The sequence below is a fragment of the Halomarina pelagica genome, from assembly GCF_024228315.1.
Taxonomy (GTDB): domain Archaea; phylum Halobacteriota; class Halobacteria; order Halobacteriales; family Haloarculaceae; genus Halomarina; species Halomarina pelagica.
The window spans coordinates 1,580,767-1,598,365 of record NZ_CP100454.1 but is presented as its reverse complement, the minus strand read 5'-3'; the positions used below and the strand labels follow the sequence as shown (position 1 = coordinate 1,598,365).

Sequence of the window (17,599 nt, the reverse complement as noted above, 5' to 3'; positions counted from 1 at the left end):
TCGACGACCCATCCCGCGCCGTTCCGCCCCCTCGACCGGACGGACGCGACGGCGTCGTTCGACGGCCCTGACGATGGTCAATCTCGTGCTCTCCGCGCTCGGGATCGCCCTGGCGTTCTTCCTGGTGTTCATGAACGGGCTCTTCGTGGCCGCGGAGTTCGCGTTCGTCCGGATCCGCTCGACGAGGGTGGAGGCGCTCGTCGAGCAGGGAAAACCGTCCGCGGGGCTGGTGAAGGAGGCCGTCGAGAACCTGGACGACTACCTCGCCGTCTGTCAGCTCGGGATCACGCTCTCGTCGCTCGGGCTGGGGTGGATCGGCGAACCGGCGGTGGCGTCGCTCATCGAACCCGTACTCGGGTCGATGCTGCCCGAGGGGGCCATCCACGCCGTGGCCTTCGCGCTCGGGTTCGGCCTCATCACGTTCCTGCACGTCGTGTTCGGCGAACTCGCGCCGAAGACCCTCGCGATCCAGGAGGCAGAGCGCATCTCGCTCGCGGTCGCCGCGCCGATGAAGTTCTTCTACTACGTCTTCGTCCCCGGCATCGTCGTCTTCAACGGTACCGCGAGCTTCTTCACGCGACTGATCGGCGTCTCGCCGGCCTCGGAGTCCGAGGAGGCCCACACGCGCGAGGACATCCAGATGATCATCGCGCAGTCGAGCGAACACGGCCACGTCGACGTCGACGAGGCGGAGATGATCGAGGGCGTCTTCGAACTCGGCGACACCGTCGCTCGCGAGATCATGGTCCCCCGGCCGGACGTCGAGACCGTCCCGGCCGCACTGCCCCTCGACGAACTCCGCCCGATCGCCGCGGCGGGGAACTACACGCGCTATCTGGTCCTCGACGGCGAGGACGGCGACCCCGTCGGGTTCGTGCACGTCAAGGACGTGCTCCGCGCCGTGGAGGCCGGCCGCGACGCGGGTGAGCCGACCGCCCGCGACCTCGCCCGCGAGGTGATCGTCGTCCCCGAGGACCGCCGCATCGACGACATCCTGGCCGAGTTCCAGCGCCGCGAGGTGCAGATGGCCGTGGTGATCGACGAGTGGGGGACGTTCGAGGGGATCGTGACGGTGGAGGACGTCATCGAGGAGATCGTCGGCGAGATCCGCGACGAGTTCGACGCGGCGGCGCAGGAGCCGTCGATCGACGCGCTCTCTGACGGTAGCTACGCCGTCGACGGTCACGTCCCCCTCCCGGCGGTGAACGAGGTACTGGACGCCGAGTTCGAGAGCGAGGACTTCGAGACCATCGGCGGCCTCGTGCTGAGTCGGCTGGGGCGCGCGCCGGCGGTCGGCGACCGCGTGGAACTGGACGGCTACGCCGCCCGCGTCGCCGAGGTCGACGGGGCGCGCGTCTCCCGCGTCGTCCTCCGGGAGGCGGGAACGGAGGCGGACGCGCCGACGGAACCGGTCGACTGAGGCCCCCCGGACCGATCCCGCCGACCCTATGTACCGGGGGATCGAACGCACCAGCGACGATGAAACTCCGATTCCAGCACGCCAACCCGCGTCGGGGGCGGGAGTCGCTGATCCTGCGGTTCGAGGGCGTGCTTCGGGAGCAAGTCGTGTGCGTGCTCGTCGACGCCGGGGCGGGCGTGGACGTGAGCGAGTCGCTCGACCCCGAGGAGGGCGAACACCTCGCCGCGATCTGTCTCACGCACGCGCACCTCGATCACTACCGCTCGCTCGGCGCGAACCTCCGCGACGGCGCGCCAGTGTACGCGACGCCCGACACGGCGGCCATCCTCGGCGACGCGTTCGACGCCGGGGCGGACCACTACGACCTCGGGGACACCGACGCCGTCCTCGACCGACTCGACCCCGTCGACGACTGGACGACGATCGTCGCGGGGGTGCGCGTCCGCCCGGTCCCCGCCGGCCACGCCCCCGGGGCGGCCGGATTCCTGTTCGAGGTGGAGGACGGCGACGCCCGGCGTACCGTCCTCGTCACCGGCGATTTCACGGCGCGTCGGGCCGCCGGGTACCCGGGGTTCGACCCCGACCTCCCGGTCGGCGTCGACGTCCTCGTGCTGACGGGGGCCACGAACGAAACGTTCGAGGCGACGCTCACCGACGCCGTCGCCACCGCCTACGAGCGGGTCACCGCCGGCTCGACCGTGCTCGCGACCGCGAGCGGGCTGACCGGCGTCCACCTCGGGTACCTCCTCGGACACCTCGCCGCCGCGCGCGACGATCCGGTGCCCGTGACGCTGGTCGGGCACGTCGCGACGCTCCACGAGCGACTCGACTACGACGTCCCGAACGTGACGGCGGTCCCCGACTTCGCGGACCCGGCGTCGGTGCTCCGTCCGGGGGGCGTGACGATCGCCGGTCCCGAGGTCCCCGTCGGCGGGAGCGCCGAACGGCTCTTCGCCGCGATCGAGGACGACCCCGCCGCGACGCTCCTCCAGGTCGTGAACGGGGGGACAGACCCGGTCTGCGGGGCCGGCTGTACGGTCCGCGACTTCGCGCTCAGCAACCACCCCTCGCGCGAGACCGTCGACGACGTCGTCGAGCGACTGTCGCCCGTCCACGTCGTCGTCACCCACCAGCGCGGTCGGGCCGCGGACCGGTACAAGGACTGCTACGACAGCTTCGTGTGGGTGACCGACGACACGGACGTCTACACCCTCCTCGACGAGTCCGGGTGGACCCCCCCGCCGTGGGTCACCGAGGCGACCGAGCGGCGGATCCGCGCCCGCCGCGAGATGGACGGTCGGCAGTTGCACACCGCGCTGGCCGACGGCGACATCCCGCTCCCCTCGGTGACGCGCGGGGACGACGTCGACCTCGCCGCGGAGGGGCTCGACCTGACGGCGCTCCGCGACCGACTGCCGACGCGGGAGGGACCCGAGACCGGCTCCGACGGGTCGACCCCCGCCTCCGACGGGTCGACTTCCGTCTCCGACGGATCCGCCGCATCGAGCGCGGACGGCGAGCGGACCGCGGAGGCGGCCGACGGCGCGGGCGCGCTCGCGGACGAGGCGACGGTGTCCGCCCTGACGGCCCGCCTCGACCGCATCGAGGCGGCGGTGACCGGACAGAGCCACCCGGCGCGCGCCGTCGACGCCGGGGACGGCGTGTTCCTCCTCCGCCTCGACGCCCCGCCCGACTGGCTCGAACACGGCGACCGACTCGACGTGCTGCTCCGGGAGCCGGCGGACCGGACGGACTGATCGGTCGGACGACCCCCGACGATACTGACCCCCTCGACGGCATCGGACCCTCCGACCGCAAGCCTCATCGCGCCGCCCCCGGAATCACCGACAGATACCACTCATGAATCTCGAACCCGACGACCTGCGCGTCTACCTCGTCACGCAGGAGCGCCTCTCGGCGGGGCGGACGACGCCTGCGGTGGTCGCGGCGGCGCTCGACGGCGGCGCGACGTTCGTTCAACTGCGGGAGAAGGACCGCCCGGCCAGGGAACGGTACGAGGTGGGCCTGCGCGTCCGCGAACTGACCGCGGAGGCGGGCGTCCCGTTCGTCGTCAACGACCGCGTCGACCTCGCGCTCGCGCTCGACGCCGACGGCGTCCACCTCGGGGACGAGGACCTGCCGGTGTCGGTCGCCCGGGACCTGCTCGGCCCCGAAGCGATCGTCGGCCGGTCGGCCTCCTCGGTCGAGGGTGCCCGCGCCGCCCGCGAGGCGGGGGCGGACTACCTCGGCGTCGGGGCGGTGTTCGCCACCGGCTCGAAGGACGTCGCCCCCGGGGACGCCGAGATCGGGCTCGAACGGGTCCGGGCGATCGCCGAGGCGGTGGACCTCCCGCTCGTCGGGATCGGCGGGGTGACGGCCGAGAACGCGGCGGACGTGATCGCGGCGGGCGCGGACGGCGTGGCCGTCATCAGCGCCATCACGGGCGCGGACGACGTGCGCGAGGCGACGCGGGCGCTCGCCGACGCGGTCGGGAGCGGGGGTGGCGGGCCGTGAGCGACCGTCCCCCGACGCCGGCGCTCGCGGACTCGCTCGCCGCGCTCGCGGCCGCCCGGCCGCTCGTCCAGTCGATCACGAACGCCGTGACGGTCAACGACGTGGCGAACGTCACGCTCCACTGGGGCGGTCTGCCCGTGATGGCCGACGACGAGCGGGAGGTCGCGGAGATGGTCGCCGCGGCGGACGCGCTCCTGTTGAACGCGGGCGACGTGAGCGAGCGCGGCGAGCGGACGATGCTGACGGCGGGTCGGGCGGCCAACGAGCGCGGCGTCCCGGTCGTCCTCGACCCCGTCGGCGTGGGGGCGACGCCGACGCGGACGGCGGTCGCGACGCGACTCGCCGCCGACCTCGACCTCGCGGTCGTGAAGGGAAACTACGGCGAGGTCAGCGCGCTCGCGGGTGCCGAGTCGGCGGTGCGCGGTGTCGAGTCGGTCGGCGAGTACGCCGACATCGCGGCCACCGCGCGAGCCTGCGCCGCCGAGACGGACGCCGTGGTCGTCGCCTCCGGGGAGACCGACGTGGTGGCGACCGGCGACGACGCCTACGCCGTCGACGGCGGCCACCCCATGATGGGCCGGGTCGTCGGCACCGGGTGCATGCTCGGGGTCACGCTCGCGGCCTTTCGCGGGGCCGTCGACGATTCAGTGCGGGCCGCCATCGAGGGCGTCCTCGCCTACGGGCTGGCGGGCGAGCGCGCCGCCGAATCCGAGTACGGCGGCCCCGCGAGCTACAAGGTCGCCTTCCTCGACGCGGTCGCCGGCCTCGCCGCGGAGCCGGGGTCGATCGACGACGCGTCGCTCGCGGGGCGGATCGAACGGGCGTGAGGAGGGACCTACGGCTACCCGGCGCTCACTCCCCGAACGGGTCCTCGAAGTCGTTGCGGACGAAGTAGCGCACCCAGTTGCCGTAGGTGCGGTCGGCGGGGTGGTCCGCGACCTGTTCGTAGCGCACCACGCCGTCCGCGTCGATCACGTACGTCCCGGCGATACCCGTCACGCCGTGGCTCGTCTCCTCGGTGCCGCTGTACGCGTCGGCGACCTCGCCGTCGGGGTCCGCGAGCAACTGGACGTCGAGGTCGAAGCGGTCGCGCATCTCGACCAGCTTCGGGGCCGGGCTCGTCACCACCGGCAGAACGTCCACGCCCTCGTTGAACCACAGGTCGTAGGACACCTCGCTGAACGTCTGGAGCTGTTCGGCGCAGAAGCTACACCAGTGGCCGCGGTTGACGAGGACGACCGTCGGACCCGACTCGAGCGTGGAAGAGAGCGATACCTCGCCGCCGGCGGTGCTCTCCAGGGTGAACTCCGGTGCCTGCTCTCCTTCGAGTGACATACCCGGACCGAGGGGCGGTGGGGACATAGCCGTCGGGGCGGTCGGGACCGTCGGGCACACACCGGGAAAACGCTCATGTGGCGGGGGAAGCATCCGGCGGGAGGAAGCGTGAGCTTTTTTCGCCCCCGGTGAGATTCGAACCCATGTCACCCCCTCGCGTCCTCGTCGCGGGCGAGACGCTGATCGACCTCCTGCCCGAGCGCAGCGGGCCGCTCGACCGGGTCGAGCGGTTCGTCCGTCGCCCCGGCGGCGCGCCGGCGAACGTGGCCGTGGCGCTCGCCCGACTGGACGAGGTGCCGTGGTTCTGGACGCGCCTCGCGACGGATCCGCTCGGCGACTTCCTCGGGCGGACGCTCGACGCCGAGGGGCTTCCCGAGCGGTTCGTCGAGCGCGACGCCGACGCGAGGACGACGCTCGCGCTCGTCACGCACGACGAGGCCGCCGTCCCCACCTTCTCCTTCTACCGTGCGGAGGGACCCGACGCCCGGTTCGAGACGGGCACCGTCCCGGACGACGCGCTCGACGCCGTCGACTGGGTCGTCTTCGGCGGCGTCGTCCTCTCGACGGACGCGGGGCGGCGGGCGCTGCTCGACCTCGTCCGCCGCGCCCGCGAGCGCGACTGCACCGTCGTCTTCGACCCGAACGCCCGCCCGGAGCTGTGGGACGAGGGGGCGTTCGAGCGGACCATCGACGAGGTGCTCCCCCTCGTGGACGTGGTGAAGGCCAGCCCGGACGACCTCGAACTGGCCGGGTTCGACGCCGGCGTCGAGCCGGAGGCGCTCGCCCGCGCGGTCTGCGAGCGCGGCCCGCACACGACCTTCCTCACGCTCGGCGGCGACGGCTCGCTCGCGATCGCTGCCGACGGCGCACCGTGGGGTCCCGCGGAGCGCGCACACCCCGGGTACGCGGTCGACGTCGTCGACACCACCGGTGCGGGCGACGCCTTCCTCGCGGGGACGGTCGCCGCGCTCGCCGAGGGGCGGTCGCTCGAGGAGGTGCTCGGGTTCGCCAACGCGGTCGCCGCGCGGACGACGACGGGATCGGGCGCGATGACCGCCCTCCCCGACCGTGAGGCGGTCGAGGCGTTCCGCGAGCGCGGGGAGCACGGGGAGCGCGAGGAGCGGGACTGACTCGCGGTCGGGTCAGGAACGACCGGTCAGGAGCGCTCGAGCGGCAGGTGTCGTTCGATCGTCGCGTCGCCCCCGACGGACTCGACCGCCTCGTTCGGCCAGTCGCCGGTCCGGGTGAGCACCTCGAAGCCGTCGGCCGTCACGAGCGTCGTGTCCTCGCTCTTCGCGCCCTGCACCGTCGGGTTCCAGGCGTAGGCCATCGGTAGCTCGACGGTCGCCCTGCTGTCGGGCGTGGCGATCCACTCCCGGCCCGCGAAGCCGGCGGCCCCGCCCTGGTGGTGGCGTTTCCACTCGCCGTCGAACCCGACCTCGTCGTAGGCGCGCCGCACGGCGGCGAAGACGTCGCCCGCGGTGCCGCCCTCGCGCCCGACGCGCCGGGTCGTCGCGAGCGCGGACGCCTCGACGCGCATCGCGGCGCGGTGGCGCTCGGACAGCCACGCGGGCGGGTCGAACGCGACCGTCCGGGTGCAACTGGCGAACAGGCCGCCGCGCTCGGCGGTGACCGAGACGAGCGCGTAGCCGCCCAGTTCGACGGGCTTCGGCGTGTAGTGGCGGTACCTCCCCGCGCGCTCCGCCCCGCCGACGAGCGCGACGGGCGAGTCGATCCCACGCGCGGCGAGGTCCCCCCGGAGGCGGGCCGCGACGGCGCGCTCGGTGTCGTCCGGTTCGCACGCCCGGCAGACCGCCTCGACGACCTCGGCCGCGTCGCGACCGAGCGCCCGGTAGCGCTCGACGTCCGCGGCCGCGAGCGGTTGCCGGAGCGCGCTCGCGTCGACCGTCTCGAAGCCGGAGTCGGGGACGGGGAAGTCGGCGGCGGCGGGCGTCGGACTCGCGTCCGCGACCGCCCCCGCGAGGTCGTCGGCGTACCAGTCGAACGCGACGACCTCGGCGTCGGCAGGGAGTTCCTCGTCCCGCAGGCGCGGGGCCTCGATCGTGTCCGTCACGACGGTCAGGCCGTCGCCGTCGTAGCCCGCGGCCGCGACGCCGACGTCGCCCGCGCGGTCCACGACGTTGTCGCCGCCGGTGAGCCACGCGAACCCGTTCGGGCGGGCGAACCAGACCGCTTCGAGGCCGTGCGCGTCGAGGTAGGCGTCGAGGCGGTCCGTCCGCTTGCGCCAGTCGACGCCGGCATCCGGACTCATGGTCGCTCGACGTCGACCCACTCGCCGGCCTCGTCGCTGCGCTCGACGGCGTCGAGGACGCGCTGGACCGCCAGGGCGTCCTCGAAGTTCGCGTGGAACTCCGTCTCGCCGGCGGCCGCGCGGAGGAACTCGTAGTTCTCGTGGACGAAGGTGTGCTCCCACCCGATGACGTGCCCCGGCGGCCACCAGTGCTCGACGTACGGGTCGTCCGCGTCGGTGACGAGCACGGTCTCGAAGCCCCGGTCGTCGCCCCGGAGCACCTCGAGTTCGTTCAGCCGTTCGAGCGAGAAGCGGATCGCGCCGTCGGTGCCCTCGACCTCGATCGCGTGGTCGTTCTTGTGGCCCGTCCCGGCGCGGGTCGCCTCGAAGGTGCCCATCGCGCCGGACTCGTAGGCGACCTGCGCGGAGTAGGCGTCGTCGACGGTGACCGGCCTGCTCTCGTCTTCGCCCTCGACGGGGCGCTCCTCCACGAACGTCCGCAGGTGGCCGCTGACGCGCTCGACCTCCCCGACGCGGTCGCCGACGAGGAAGCGCGCGAGGTCGATCGAGTGCGCCCCGAGGTCGCCGAGCGCCCCGCTACCCGCGAGTTCCTCGTCGTTGCGCCACGACCACGGCGCGTCCGGGTCGACCAGCCAGTCCTGGAGGTAGCGCCCGCGGACGTGGCGGATCTCGCCCAGGTCGCCCGCCTCGATCAGCCGCCGGGCGTAGCGAATCGCGGGGACGTAGCGGTAGTTGAACGCGCAGCCGGCGACGACGCCGTCGTCGCGCGCGGCGGCGGCCATCGCCTCCGCCCCCTCGAGCGTCGGCGCGAGCGGCTTCTCACAGAGGACGTGGACGCCCTTCGACAGCGCCGCGATCGACGGCTCCGGGTGCAGGTAGTTCGGCCCGAGGTTGTAGAGCACGTCCACCTCCTCTACCGCCTGCTCCCAGTCGGTCGCCGTGTCCGCGAACCCGAGGCGATCCGCGGCCGCGGACAGGGCCTCCTCGTCGCGCCCGATCAGCACCGCGCGCTCGGTCTCCGGCGCGTCCGGGAAGAACATCGGCAGACGCGCCAGCGCGTTACTGTGCGCCTTCCCCATGAAGCGGTACCCCAGCATTCCGATTCGGAGCGTCATCTCGCTACTCTCCTCGCACGGGGGGCAGAAAGCGATTCGGGATGTTCGAACGGCCCACCCCGCTTCCGCGGCCGGATTCGTGCTCCCGCGGCGCGGCCTGCGTCGGGCCCATCGATCCCTGCGGCCGGACACCCGGTCGGCCGACGCGGTCCGCCGCGTAGTAGACGGTCGCCGCCCGCTCGGCCTCCGGGACGACGACTTTGACTCTGACGCAGTCGCTCTCGACGGTGGCGAGGTCGAGCGACGAACTGTCAGCCCGGCCGTCGAGCCTGGCGTACACCGTTCCCCCAGTCGTCGCCGGGGGCGGGTCCTCCACGGATGACCCGGCCGACGAGTCGCGACGCGAGGTGGAACTGGCACGGGACGCGCTGGACGACGCACGGATGCTCATCGGCGGCGGTGGGACGAAGCGGGTGTGGTGAACCGGTCGTACTACGCCGCGTTCCACGCAGCGCAGGCGGTTCTCTATGCCCGGGGCGAGAACCCGTCGTCGCACGGTCACGTCCGGCGACAGTTCGGACAGCGCGTCGTTCTGAACGGCGACGCCTCCCGCGAGGAGGCGACCCCCGAGCACCCTCTACGATTATCGACGCGAGGCGGATTACGGCGGTGGCGAGCCGGACGTTGACGTGCTCCGACTCGCCGATGACGTCGACCGATTCGTCGACTACGTGGAGTCCCTCGCGTCGGGGATCGAGAACGGCGAGTGATGCACTCGCTCGGGGGGCTGTCGTGCGCGTCAGAAAGGGCAAAAACGGACGCCCCGTCCTACTCGGCCCAGTAGGCGTCGCCGGGGGTGGTCTCGAAGACGGCGCGCTGTAACAGTTCGACGGCCTTCTCGAGACCCTCGCGCGAGGAGGTGAGCGAGTCCTCGTGTTCGATGGAGAGCGCGCCGTCGTAGCCGACCATGCGGAGGGTGGAGACGACGTCTTTCCAGTGGGCCTCGCCGTGGCCGTAGCCCACCGTCCGGAACAGCCACGAGCGGTCGGCCTCCTCGGTGTAGGGCGTCGTGTCGAGGACGCCCTTCTCTCGCGAGACGGAGTCGTAGACGCGGGTGTCCTTGGCGTGGACGTGGTGGATGGCGTCGCGCTCGCCGAGCAGGCGGATGGCCGCGAGCACGTCGATGCCCTGCCAGTAGAGGTGCGAGGGATCGAAGTTCGCGCCCACGTGCTCGTTGGTCGCCTCGCGCAGGCGCAGCAGCCCCGTCGGCTCGTAGACGAGCATGTTCGGGTGCATCTCGATGGCGACGTGCACGTCGTGGTCGGCGGCGTGGGGAGCGAGGTCCGACCAGTAGTCGGTGGCGACCTCCCACTGGTAGTCGTGGGCGTCGGCGTGTTCGCCCGGCCAGGGCGCGGTGACCCAGTTGGGCACCTCGTCGTTCGGGCCGCCCGCGGGTAGCCCCGAGAAGCACGTGACCGCCTCCACGTCGAGCTGGTCGGCGAGGCGGATCGCCTCGCGCAGTTCGGCGTCAGCGCGCTCCGCGCGCTCCTCGTCGGGGTGGAGCGGGTTGTTGTGCGTCGCGAGCGCGCTCACGCGGAGGTCGTGTTCGTCGAGCGTCTCGCGGAGGGCGGCCTGCGCGTCGTCGTCGTCGAGCAGCGCCTCCCGGTCGACGTGGTCCTGGCCGGGGAAGCCGCCGCAGCCGAGTTCGACCGCGCCGACCCCGATGTCCGAGAGGTACGCGAGCGCGTCGTCGAGCGATTCGTCGCCGAGCGGAACGGTGAGTACGCCGATGTCCATGGTTCGTATCGTCGTCTATCGTGGGTAGTGTACGTAGTCGTTCGGGCGTCGGTGCGCCGGCGGTCGACCCGCCGCGATGATCGGACCGGGTCGCTCGGATCAGTCGCGCGATCAGTCGCTGGCCGAGATGGGGTTCTCCCGAAGGGAGACGGCCCCGCCGCCCTCGGAGGAGCGGTAGATCCCGTCGAGTACCCGCTGGACGACGAGCGCCTCCTCGACGGTGTTGAGCTTGGGGGGTTCGTCGTGGGCGACGGCGCTGAGGAAGGCCCGGAGTTCAGAGCGCATCGCGGGGAGCCTGCGCGTGGCGATCTCGGAGTCGGCGAAGTGGGGCGCGCCGCCGTTGCTCGCCTCGTAGATGGTGATGTTGCCGTCGAGGTCGAGCGTCGCCCCGCCTTCCGTCCCCTGGACGACGAACTCGGTCGTCGGCGGGCGGTTGGTCGCCCACGCGACCTCGAGCGACACCGTCCGGTCGTCGGCACAGCGGATGAACGCGCTCGCGGAGTCGTCCACGTCGAACACCCCCTCGCCGTCCTCGCCCCACATCTCTAGGTAGGTGTAGTCCTCGTGGCCGCCGAACTGCGAGCGGGTCACGCCGGTCAACTCGTCGACCTCGGGGAAGGAGAGCAGATAGAGCGCGAGGTCGATCGCGTGGACGCCGATGTCGACGAGCGCGCCGCCGCCCGAGATCTCCTTGTTGGTGAACCAGGAGCCGCGACCGGGGACGCCGCGCCGTCGGACGTAGTTGGCCTCGACGTGGGTCACCTCGCCGAATCGGCCCTGTCGCTGGTAGTGCTTGAAGACGCGGACCGCGTCGTTGAACCGGTTGAGGAAGCCGACCATCCCGATCCCGTCGGCCTTCTCCGCGGCCTTCGCGATGCGCTCGGCGCTCCGGAGGTTGTGCGCCAGGGGTTTCTCGAGGAAGACGTCCAGCCCCGACTCGAACGCGCTGACGGCGTACTCCTCGTGGAAGCGGTTCGGCGTCGCGATGATGACGGCGTCGACGGTCTCGTAGAGGTCGTCCGGGTTCTCGTAGGCTCGGACGCCGAAGCGGTTCTCGAAGCGCTCGCACGCCTCCGAGGCAATGTCCATACCCCCTACCAGTTCGACGACCCCCTCACTGGCGAGCGTTTGCAGGTGCTCCGCGTGGATGTGACCGATGCTTCCGAGGCCGATGAGGCCAATTCTGGGCGGTACGTGTGGTTCTGTGTTCGTGCTCGTGTTCATGCGGTGATCGTCGCGTAGTATCTACGTTCTAGAGTACAATACTCCTGCCGGGATGAGCGCGAGGGCTAGTACAGTTGCCGCTCCCGTTCTTCGCGTTCGCGTTCCTGTTTCGCCTGCTCGCGGAGCGCCCGACGGCCGCGCCAGTACTGCCGCGCGGCCGGGAGCCACCGCCCCCGAACGTCGCGGACGAACGCGACGATGCCGTAGACCCAGAAGAAGAACAGGAGCGTCACGCCCCCGACGTACAACGCTGGGTCCACGTCAGTCGTCACCTCCGTCCGCGGCCACCTCGGGCGAGCGGGTGACGCCGTGGACGAGCGCCTCGCCGCTCTCGGTGTCGAAGAGGTGGACCTTCGACCGGTCGAGGACGACGTCGATCTGCTGACCCTCGGTGAGATCGCTGTCGGGTGAGACGCTCATGAGTAGCTCCGTACCCTCTTCGCCCTCGCCCTCTACGATAAGCGTGACGAATATCTCATCGCCCATCGGTTCGAGCACGTCCGTCCGCGCCTGAACGACGTCGGAGGGCGAGTCGACGTCGTCCGCCTGCTCGACCCGGTAGACGTCCTCCGGGCGGACGCCGAGGGTGACCGACGTCCCCTCGGGTACCTCGACGGTACTGTCGACGGCCACGGAGAGCGTCGACGAGGCGAAGCGATCGCCCTCGAAGACGCCCTCGACGAAGTTCATCGAGGGCGAGCCGATGAAGCCCGCGACGAACAGGTTCGCCGGCTCGTTGTAGCAGGTGAGCGGCGGGGCGAGCTGCTGGAGCTGCCCCCCGTCGATGACGGCGATGCGGTCGGACATCGTCATCGCCTCCGCCTGGTCGTGGGTGACGTAGATGGTGGTCGTCTCCAGTTCCCGGTGGAGGCGCTGGAGTTCGGTCCGCATGTGGACGCGCAGCTTCGCGTCGAGGTTCGCGAGCGGCTCGTCCATCAGGAACGCGTCGGGGTTACGCACGATGGCGCGGGCGATGGCGACGCGCTGGCGCTGGCCGCCCGACAGCTCGTCGGGCATCCGTTCGAGCATCCCCTCGAGTTGGACGGTCTCGACGGCCCGGTTGACCCGGCGGTCGATCTCCTCCTTGTCGTAGTCGCGCAGGCGGAGCCCGAAGCTGATGTTCTCGTAGACGTTCATGTGGGGGAACAGCGCGATGTTCTGGAACACCATCGCGACCCCGCGATCCTTCGGCGGGAGGTTCGTCACCTCCCGGTCGCCGATGTGCACCTCGCCACCGCTGGGGATGGTGAGGCCGGCGATCATCTCCATCGTGGTCGACTTCCCGCACCCGGAGGGACCGACGAGCGTGAGGAACTCGCCGTCCCGGATGTCGAGGTTCATGTCGTCGACCGCGACGACGTCCTGGTAGCGTTTCGTGACTTCGTTGAGTGTGACTGTTGCCATGATGTATCACTCCTTGAGTGCCCCGGCCGTGAGGCCGCTGACGATCTTCTCCTGTGCGACGACGACGAGGATGGCGACCGGCAGCACGCCGATGATGCTCGCCGCCGCCATCAGGTTGTACGACGCGGTGTACTGCGTCTGGTAGCTCAGGATCCCCCAGACGAGCGGTGCCCAGTTCCCGGCCTGTCCGTTCGTCATCAGGAACGAGAAGAAGAACTCGTTGTAGACGTAGATGAACGTCAACACGCCGGCCGTCGCCACGCCCGGTGCCGACAGCGGGATGATGACGCGGAACAGCGCGCCGAGCCGAGTCGATCCCTCGACGCGGGCGGCGTCCTCCAGCCCGTCGGGGATCTGACTGTAGAACGTCGTCAGGATGAAGATCGAGAGTGGCATGTAGAGCGCCCCGGTCGGGAGCATGATCGCGAAGGGGGTGTTGAACAGCATCGGGCTGTTCACCCCGAGGATCTCGATGTTCCCGGTGAACAGGCGGAACAGCGGCAGCAGGAACGTCGCCGGCGGGAAGTACGAGATCACGAGGACGGCGAGCATCAGCGCGCCGCGGCCGCGGAACTCGAGCCGTCCGAAGACGTACCCCGCGATGCTGGCGAGCGCCAGCACCATGATCGTCGTCGAGATGGCGATCACGAAGCTGTTGAACATGTAGACGTGGAACGGCACCCGCTGGAACACCGTCACGAACGCCTCGGGGTTGAACCCGTTCGGGGTGAGCCCGATGTCGAACAGCATGCTCTCCGGCGTCAGCGCCACGACGAGCAGCCAGTAGAACGGAAAGAGCGTCGTGACCAGGAAGAAGACCATCGCGACGTAGAACATCGCTCGATAGGTCTTCTGGGGGTCCTTAATCGAACCCTGCACCCACCGGGTGAACGGACCGGCGTCGTTCGTCTCGCTCGCCATCTCACGACACCTCCCCGCGGTAGTACTTGACCGCGTAGATGGACACGATGGCCCCGATGATGATCGCGGTCACGAATGCCACCGCGGCCGCGGTGCCGTACCGCCGCGAACTGAACGTCGTCACGACGAGACAGGACAGCGACGGGACCGTCGTACACCCGGTCATCGTCTCGATGAGGCCGTAGACCTTCGCCGCCGCGAGCGTCCGGAAGAGCAGCGCCACCAGCACGGTGGGGAGCACGAGCGGGAAGGTGATCATCTTGAACTGCTGCCACTTCGACGCCCCCGCGACCCGCGCGACGTCGTAGAGGTTGCGGTCGATGCTCTGGAGGCCGGCCAGGATCAGCAGCGCCATGAACGCCGTCGTCTTCCAGACGTCGGCCACGATGACGAGCGCCAGCGCCTCCGAGCTGTTGACCAGCGGCGTCTGGGAGAACCCGTAGCTGTTGAGGAGGTCGGCGCCGACCCCGAGACCGGGCTGGAACAGGAGGTAGAAGATCATCCCCTGGATGACGAGCGGCACCGCCCACGGCAGGATGATCGCGACGCGGACCCACCGCCGTCCCCGGAAGTCCTGATCGAGTACGAGCGCCTGCCCGAACCCGATGATCGTCTCGAAGAAGACGCTGACGACGGTGAAGATCGCCGTCACGATCAGCGCGCTCTGGAACGGTCGACTCAGATCGAAGAACGGCTGTGGCAGCGCCACCGTGGCGAGCTGTCCCGTCAGCAGCGCCACGTAGTTACGGAATCCGACGAACTCGCCGACCTGCGCGGCGCTCCGGAGGCTGTCTGCGTGCAGCGAGATGACGAACGTGCTGGCGAGCGGCCAGAACGCGATGATCCCGAGCAGGATGAACACCGGCGCCAGCAGCAGATAGGCGAACTGGGCGTCGTTCAGCGTCTCTAGCCACTGGACGAGGCCGGCGTACGCTCCCGATCGTTGCTGTGCTCCACCCTTGACTTGTGTCTCTGATGCCATGTTACTTCCCCTGATCGTTGAACTTCTCGATGGCCTTGAGCTGCGACTGGAGCTTCTTCATCGCCCCCTCGGGCGACGCCGCGCCGGACATCCCGGCGTGGACCTGCTGGGCGATCTTCCCCGACTCCTGGGGCCAGACGACGGTCACCGGCCGCGGGATCGCGTTCTCGCCGGCCACGCGCAGTTGCTCGACGTAGCGGCCGACGATCGGCACCTCCTTCGCCCGTTTCGAGCTGAGCAGGTTCGGCTCGGGCGGGATCCAGCCGATGATCTCGAACAGCTTGAACTTGAAGCTGTCCTTCGCCATCGCCTCGAGGACCTGGACGGCGAGGTCCATGTTCCGCGAGTTCGGGTTGACCGTCATGTGCCAGCCGCCCAGCGCGGCGACCGGGCCGCCGATGTTCTCGTACTTCGACTTCGAGTCCGGTACGGCGTACGGGATCGGCATCACGCCGAGGTCCTCCCCGAAGACCTCCTCTGCGCCCGTCTGCACGATCGCGTACGGCCAGTTTCGATTCGCGAACGCGTTACCGTTGCTGAACGGCGCGAGCGACGGGTTCTCGGTCCAGGAGAGCACCGCCCGCGGCGAGATCTTCTCGTACCCGGGCAGCGCGTGCGGGTCGTTCGGTCCCGAGATGAACGATCTGAGCATCCGGATCGCGTCGACGACCGGTTTCTCGTCCACCGTCACCGGTCGATCGCCGATCGGGCCGAACAGGTTGTCGCGTCCGCCGAAGTACGCGCCCCCCCAGCTCGTCATGAACTCGTTGAAGTCACAGCACGAGAGCCCCTCGTAGATGTCGGCCTGGAACGTGAAGCCGTACGATAGCTCGTTCTGTTTCTTGATATCCTTGGTGATCTTCGAGAACCGCTTCCAGTGCATCGACTCGGTCCCCCACTTCTCCTGTTTGGGGTTGTAGCCGGCCTTCTCCGCCAGGTCCCGACGGTACAGCATCGTCGGGAAGTCGGGGAACAGCGGCATCCCGTAGAGGTCGTCGGTCGTGGGGTGCTTGGCCGTGCTCACGCTGGCGTCGAAGTAGTCGTTCTCGATCAGACTGACCAGACTATCGGGAATGACCTCACTCTTCGTGAAGTTGAGAATCTGCTGACGGACGATGAACGGGATCGTCCACCCGCTGTCCATCAACAGGAGATCGGGTTCGGCGAGGTTCGCCGACAGCCACCGCGTGTACTGCGACTGGCGGGAGGTCGAGTTGCTCGGGCCGGCGATGATCTCGACGAAGACGTCCCGGTTCAGTCCGGCGTTCCAGAGCGCCTCCCTGATCGCGTCGGCGTTGCCAGCCGCGTTGCTGTCGGCTATCATCTGAACCCGCTTCCCCTCCGGATTCGCACCGATCGTGCTGCATCCAGCGAGGCCGGCGGCGACTCCGGACGCTCCCGCCGCCGCGATGAAGCGACGGCGGGAGACCCCGTCGTTCTGCCGCTCCCTACTGCTACCTCGTGACATTGCCACTCTGCAATCACCCCCTTGCCTCAATATAATTACTGTACTACAACGGCCGTAGTTGTTCTACTATTCGAGGTATCAGGGACTGAATCGCCCCTACCCGCCGTGATCTATCTCGGTGACTGTCACGTTCTCCGCTTCGATCTCCTCGAGTATCGCGCCCCATCCGCCGACGGTGTACCGCCGTCGGTCGCCCGCCCGGTCGCCGTGCTCCGTCCCCTCGACGACGATGGCCGCCTGGCCGACGAGTTCCCGCATCGGGACGTCCCCCTCGGGGATGCCCTCCGCGACCAGGAGGTCGACCACGACGCCGTGCAGCGACCGCGACTCCCCGGTTTCGAGGTCGCGCCCCGTGACGTCGACGCGGACGGTCGCCCCGTCGGCCACCAGGGGGGCGATGTCCCGGATGCACTGGCGGAGGTCGACGTACTCCATCGGGGGGTCGCTCGGGCGGTCGGAGTAGACGAGCGGCCACGGGTCCCACAGGCAGGTCTGGAAGTACCAGTTGAAGACGTAGGTGTGCGCGCGATCGTCGACGAGGACGCCGTAGCGATCGACGGAGTCGGCGTGGTGGGCGAAACAGGTCTGGTGGCGGTCGATGAGCGCGACGAACGGGCCGGGGAGTCGGCGGTGGCGGATCTCGGTACAGACGCCCGCGAAGCGGGATTCGGACGGCGGCGACGCGTCGAGCGACGTGTGGATGGCGACGCGAACGGAGACGCCCCGTTCGTGGGCCGCCCGGAGCGCCGGTCGGAGCATCTCGTACTCGTCGAGCGTCACCGAGAGCTGGATCTGGTGGTTCGCGGTCTCGACGAACGCCTGTGCCTGATCGATGACGGTGTCGAACCGTCGCACGAGGCTCGCCCGCGCGCCCCTGAGGTCCGGCTGTTCCCAGCGCGTCTCGACCTCGTTCGCCGCCGCCTCGAGTTCCCTCGCGCGCGAGCGGAGGTCCTCCAGGACCTCCGCCGGACTGTGCGCCCGCACGCAGAGGTGTTCTCGCTCGTACGTCTCGACGTAGCCGCGGGTCTCCAGATCGCGCAGGACGTCGTAGATCCGCGCCGACGGGACGTCGGCGGCGGCGGCCAGTTCGGTCGCCGCCGCCGCGCCGAGATCGAGGAGGGCGACGTACGTCCTCGCCTGGTACGGTGAGAGTCCCGCCTCGCGAAACGTCTCGACGAGGGTTGCCGTCTCCATGGAACGTACTAGT

Annotated in this window: 18 protein-coding genes; 6 read left to right on the top strand and 12 right to left on the bottom strand. The window is 70.1% G+C overall.

Going from position 1 to position 17,599, the window contains the following annotated elements:
* Positions 1 to 73 precede the first annotated feature (73 nt).
* The 4 genes from NKI68_RS08285 to thiM all read left to right on the top strand — a co-directional run bounded on the left by NKI68_RS08285 (position 74) and on the right by thiM (position 4,761).
* Positions 74 to 1,420, top strand: coding sequence for a hemolysin family protein (locus NKI68_RS08285; protein ID WP_254546246.1), 1,347 nt, complete (start codon positions 74 to 76; stop codon positions 1,418 to 1,420).
* Between the two features lie 59 nt (positions 1,421 to 1,479).
* Complete coding sequence (locus NKI68_RS08280) at positions 1,480 to 3,177, top strand: MBL fold metallo-hydrolase (protein WP_254546245.1); 1,698 nt, start codon at positions 1,480 to 1,482, stop codon at positions 3,175 to 3,177.
* A gap of 103 nt (positions 3,178 to 3,280) precedes the next feature.
* Entirely contained in the window at positions 3,281 to 3,934 is a 654-nt protein-coding gene (gene thiE, locus NKI68_RS08275) for a thiamine phosphate synthase (protein WP_254546244.1), read from the top strand.
* Positions 3,931 to 4,761, top strand: a complete 831-nt coding sequence (thiM, locus tag NKI68_RS08270; protein ID WP_254546243.1) for a hydroxyethylthiazole kinase — start codon at positions 3,931 to 3,933, stop codon at positions 4,759 to 4,761. Before thiE ends, thiM begins: the two co-directional genes overlap by 4 nt.
* 25 nt (positions 4,762 to 4,786) lie before the next feature.
* Here the strand turns inward: thiM and NKI68_RS08265 are convergent, their stop codons facing one another.
* Positions 4,787 to 5,269: a peroxiredoxin family protein gene (locus NKI68_RS08265; RefSeq protein ID WP_254546242.1), complete on the bottom strand. Its 483-nt coding sequence runs from the start codon at positions 5,267 to 5,269 to the stop codon at positions 4,787 to 4,789.
* 143 nt (positions 5,270 to 5,412) lie between these two features.
* On the opposite strand from NKI68_RS08265, the gene NKI68_RS08260 reads away from it, so the two are divergent.
* Positions 5,413 to 6,399, top strand: a complete 987-nt coding sequence (locus tag NKI68_RS08260) for a carbohydrate kinase family protein (RefSeq protein ID WP_254546241.1) — start codon at positions 5,413 to 5,415, stop codon at positions 6,397 to 6,399.
* Positions 6,400 to 6,425: 26 nt separating this feature from the next.
* Here NKI68_RS08260 and NKI68_RS08255 read toward each other — a convergent pair whose 3' ends face one another.
* The 3 genes from NKI68_RS08255 to NKI68_RS08245 are packed head-to-tail and all read right to left on the bottom strand — an operon-like array spanning position 6,426 to position 8,972.
* The gene (locus NKI68_RS08255; RefSeq protein ID WP_254546240.1) at positions 6,426 to 7,541 is read right to left on the bottom strand and encodes a M24 family metallopeptidase; all 1,116 of its coding nucleotides are present in this window, start codon (positions 7,539 to 7,541) and stop codon (positions 6,426 to 6,428) included.
* Complete coding sequence (locus NKI68_RS08250; protein ID WP_254546239.1) at positions 7,538 to 8,656, bottom strand: Gfo/Idh/MocA family protein; 1,119 nt, start codon at positions 8,654 to 8,656, stop codon at positions 7,538 to 7,540. The genes NKI68_RS08255 and NKI68_RS08250 overlap by 4 nt, the downstream gene beginning before the upstream one ends.
* Positions 8,657 to 8,660: 4 nt before the next feature.
* On the bottom strand, positions 8,661 to 8,972 hold the full coding sequence (locus NKI68_RS08245; protein WP_254546238.1) for a hypothetical protein: 312 nt from the start codon (positions 8,970 to 8,972) through the stop codon (positions 8,661 to 8,663).
* Positions 8,973 to 9,071: 99 nt separating this feature from the next.
* Between NKI68_RS08245 and NKI68_RS23785 the strand changes: the two genes are divergently transcribed.
* On the top strand, positions 9,072 to 9,284 hold the full coding sequence (locus NKI68_RS23785) for a hypothetical protein (RefSeq protein WP_368410939.1): 213 nt from the start codon (positions 9,072 to 9,074) through the stop codon (positions 9,282 to 9,284).
* Positions 9,285 to 9,424: 140 nt separating this feature from the next.
* Here NKI68_RS23785 and NKI68_RS08240 read toward each other — a convergent pair whose 3' ends face one another.
* The 8 genes from NKI68_RS08240 to NKI68_RS08205 form a co-directional block, all read right to left on the bottom strand.
* Positions 9,425 to 10,393 carry a sugar phosphate isomerase/epimerase family protein gene (locus NKI68_RS08240; RefSeq protein ID WP_254546237.1) on the bottom strand — a complete coding sequence of 323 codons (969 nt, stop codon included), beginning with the start codon at positions 10,391 to 10,393 and terminating at the stop codon, positions 9,425 to 9,427.
* Positions 10,394 to 10,504: 111 nt separating this feature from the next.
* Positions 10,505 to 11,617 carry a Gfo/Idh/MocA family protein gene (locus tag NKI68_RS08235; RefSeq protein WP_254546236.1) on the bottom strand — a complete coding sequence of 371 codons (1,113 nt, stop codon included), beginning with the start codon at positions 11,615 to 11,617 and terminating at the stop codon, positions 10,505 to 10,507.
* Between the two features lie 65 nt (positions 11,618 to 11,682).
* Complete coding sequence (locus NKI68_RS08230) at positions 11,683 to 11,877, bottom strand: DUF8005 family protein (RefSeq protein ID WP_254546235.1); 195 nt, start codon at positions 11,875 to 11,877, stop codon at positions 11,683 to 11,685.
* A 1-nt stretch (position 11,878) separates the two neighbouring features.
* Positions 11,879 to 13,021, bottom strand: coding sequence for an ABC transporter ATP-binding protein (locus NKI68_RS08225; RefSeq protein ID WP_254546234.1), 1,143 nt, complete (start codon positions 13,019 to 13,021; stop codon positions 11,879 to 11,881).
* Between the two features lie 6 nt (positions 13,022 to 13,027).
* Entirely contained in the window at positions 13,028 to 13,942 is a 915-nt protein-coding gene (locus NKI68_RS08220; protein ID WP_254546233.1) for a carbohydrate ABC transporter permease, read from the bottom strand.
* 1 nt (position 13,943) lies between these two features.
* Positions 13,944 to 14,924 (bottom strand): carbohydrate ABC transporter permease, encoded by a 981-nt coding sequence (locus NKI68_RS08215; RefSeq protein WP_254546232.1) that lies wholly within the window; start codon positions 14,922 to 14,924, stop codon positions 13,944 to 13,946.
* Between the two features lies 1 nt (position 14,925).
* A complete protein-coding gene (locus tag NKI68_RS08210) occupies positions 14,926 to 16,392 on the bottom strand; it encodes an extracellular solute-binding protein (protein ID WP_254546231.1) in 1,467 nt (488 codons plus the stop codon).
* 96 nt (positions 16,393 to 16,488) lie between these two features.
* Complete coding sequence (locus NKI68_RS08205) at positions 16,489 to 17,586, bottom strand: TrmB family transcriptional regulator sugar-binding domain-containing protein (RefSeq protein ID WP_254546230.1); 1,098 nt, start codon at positions 17,584 to 17,586, stop codon at positions 16,489 to 16,491.
* Positions 17,587 to 17,599 lie beyond the last annotated feature (13 nt).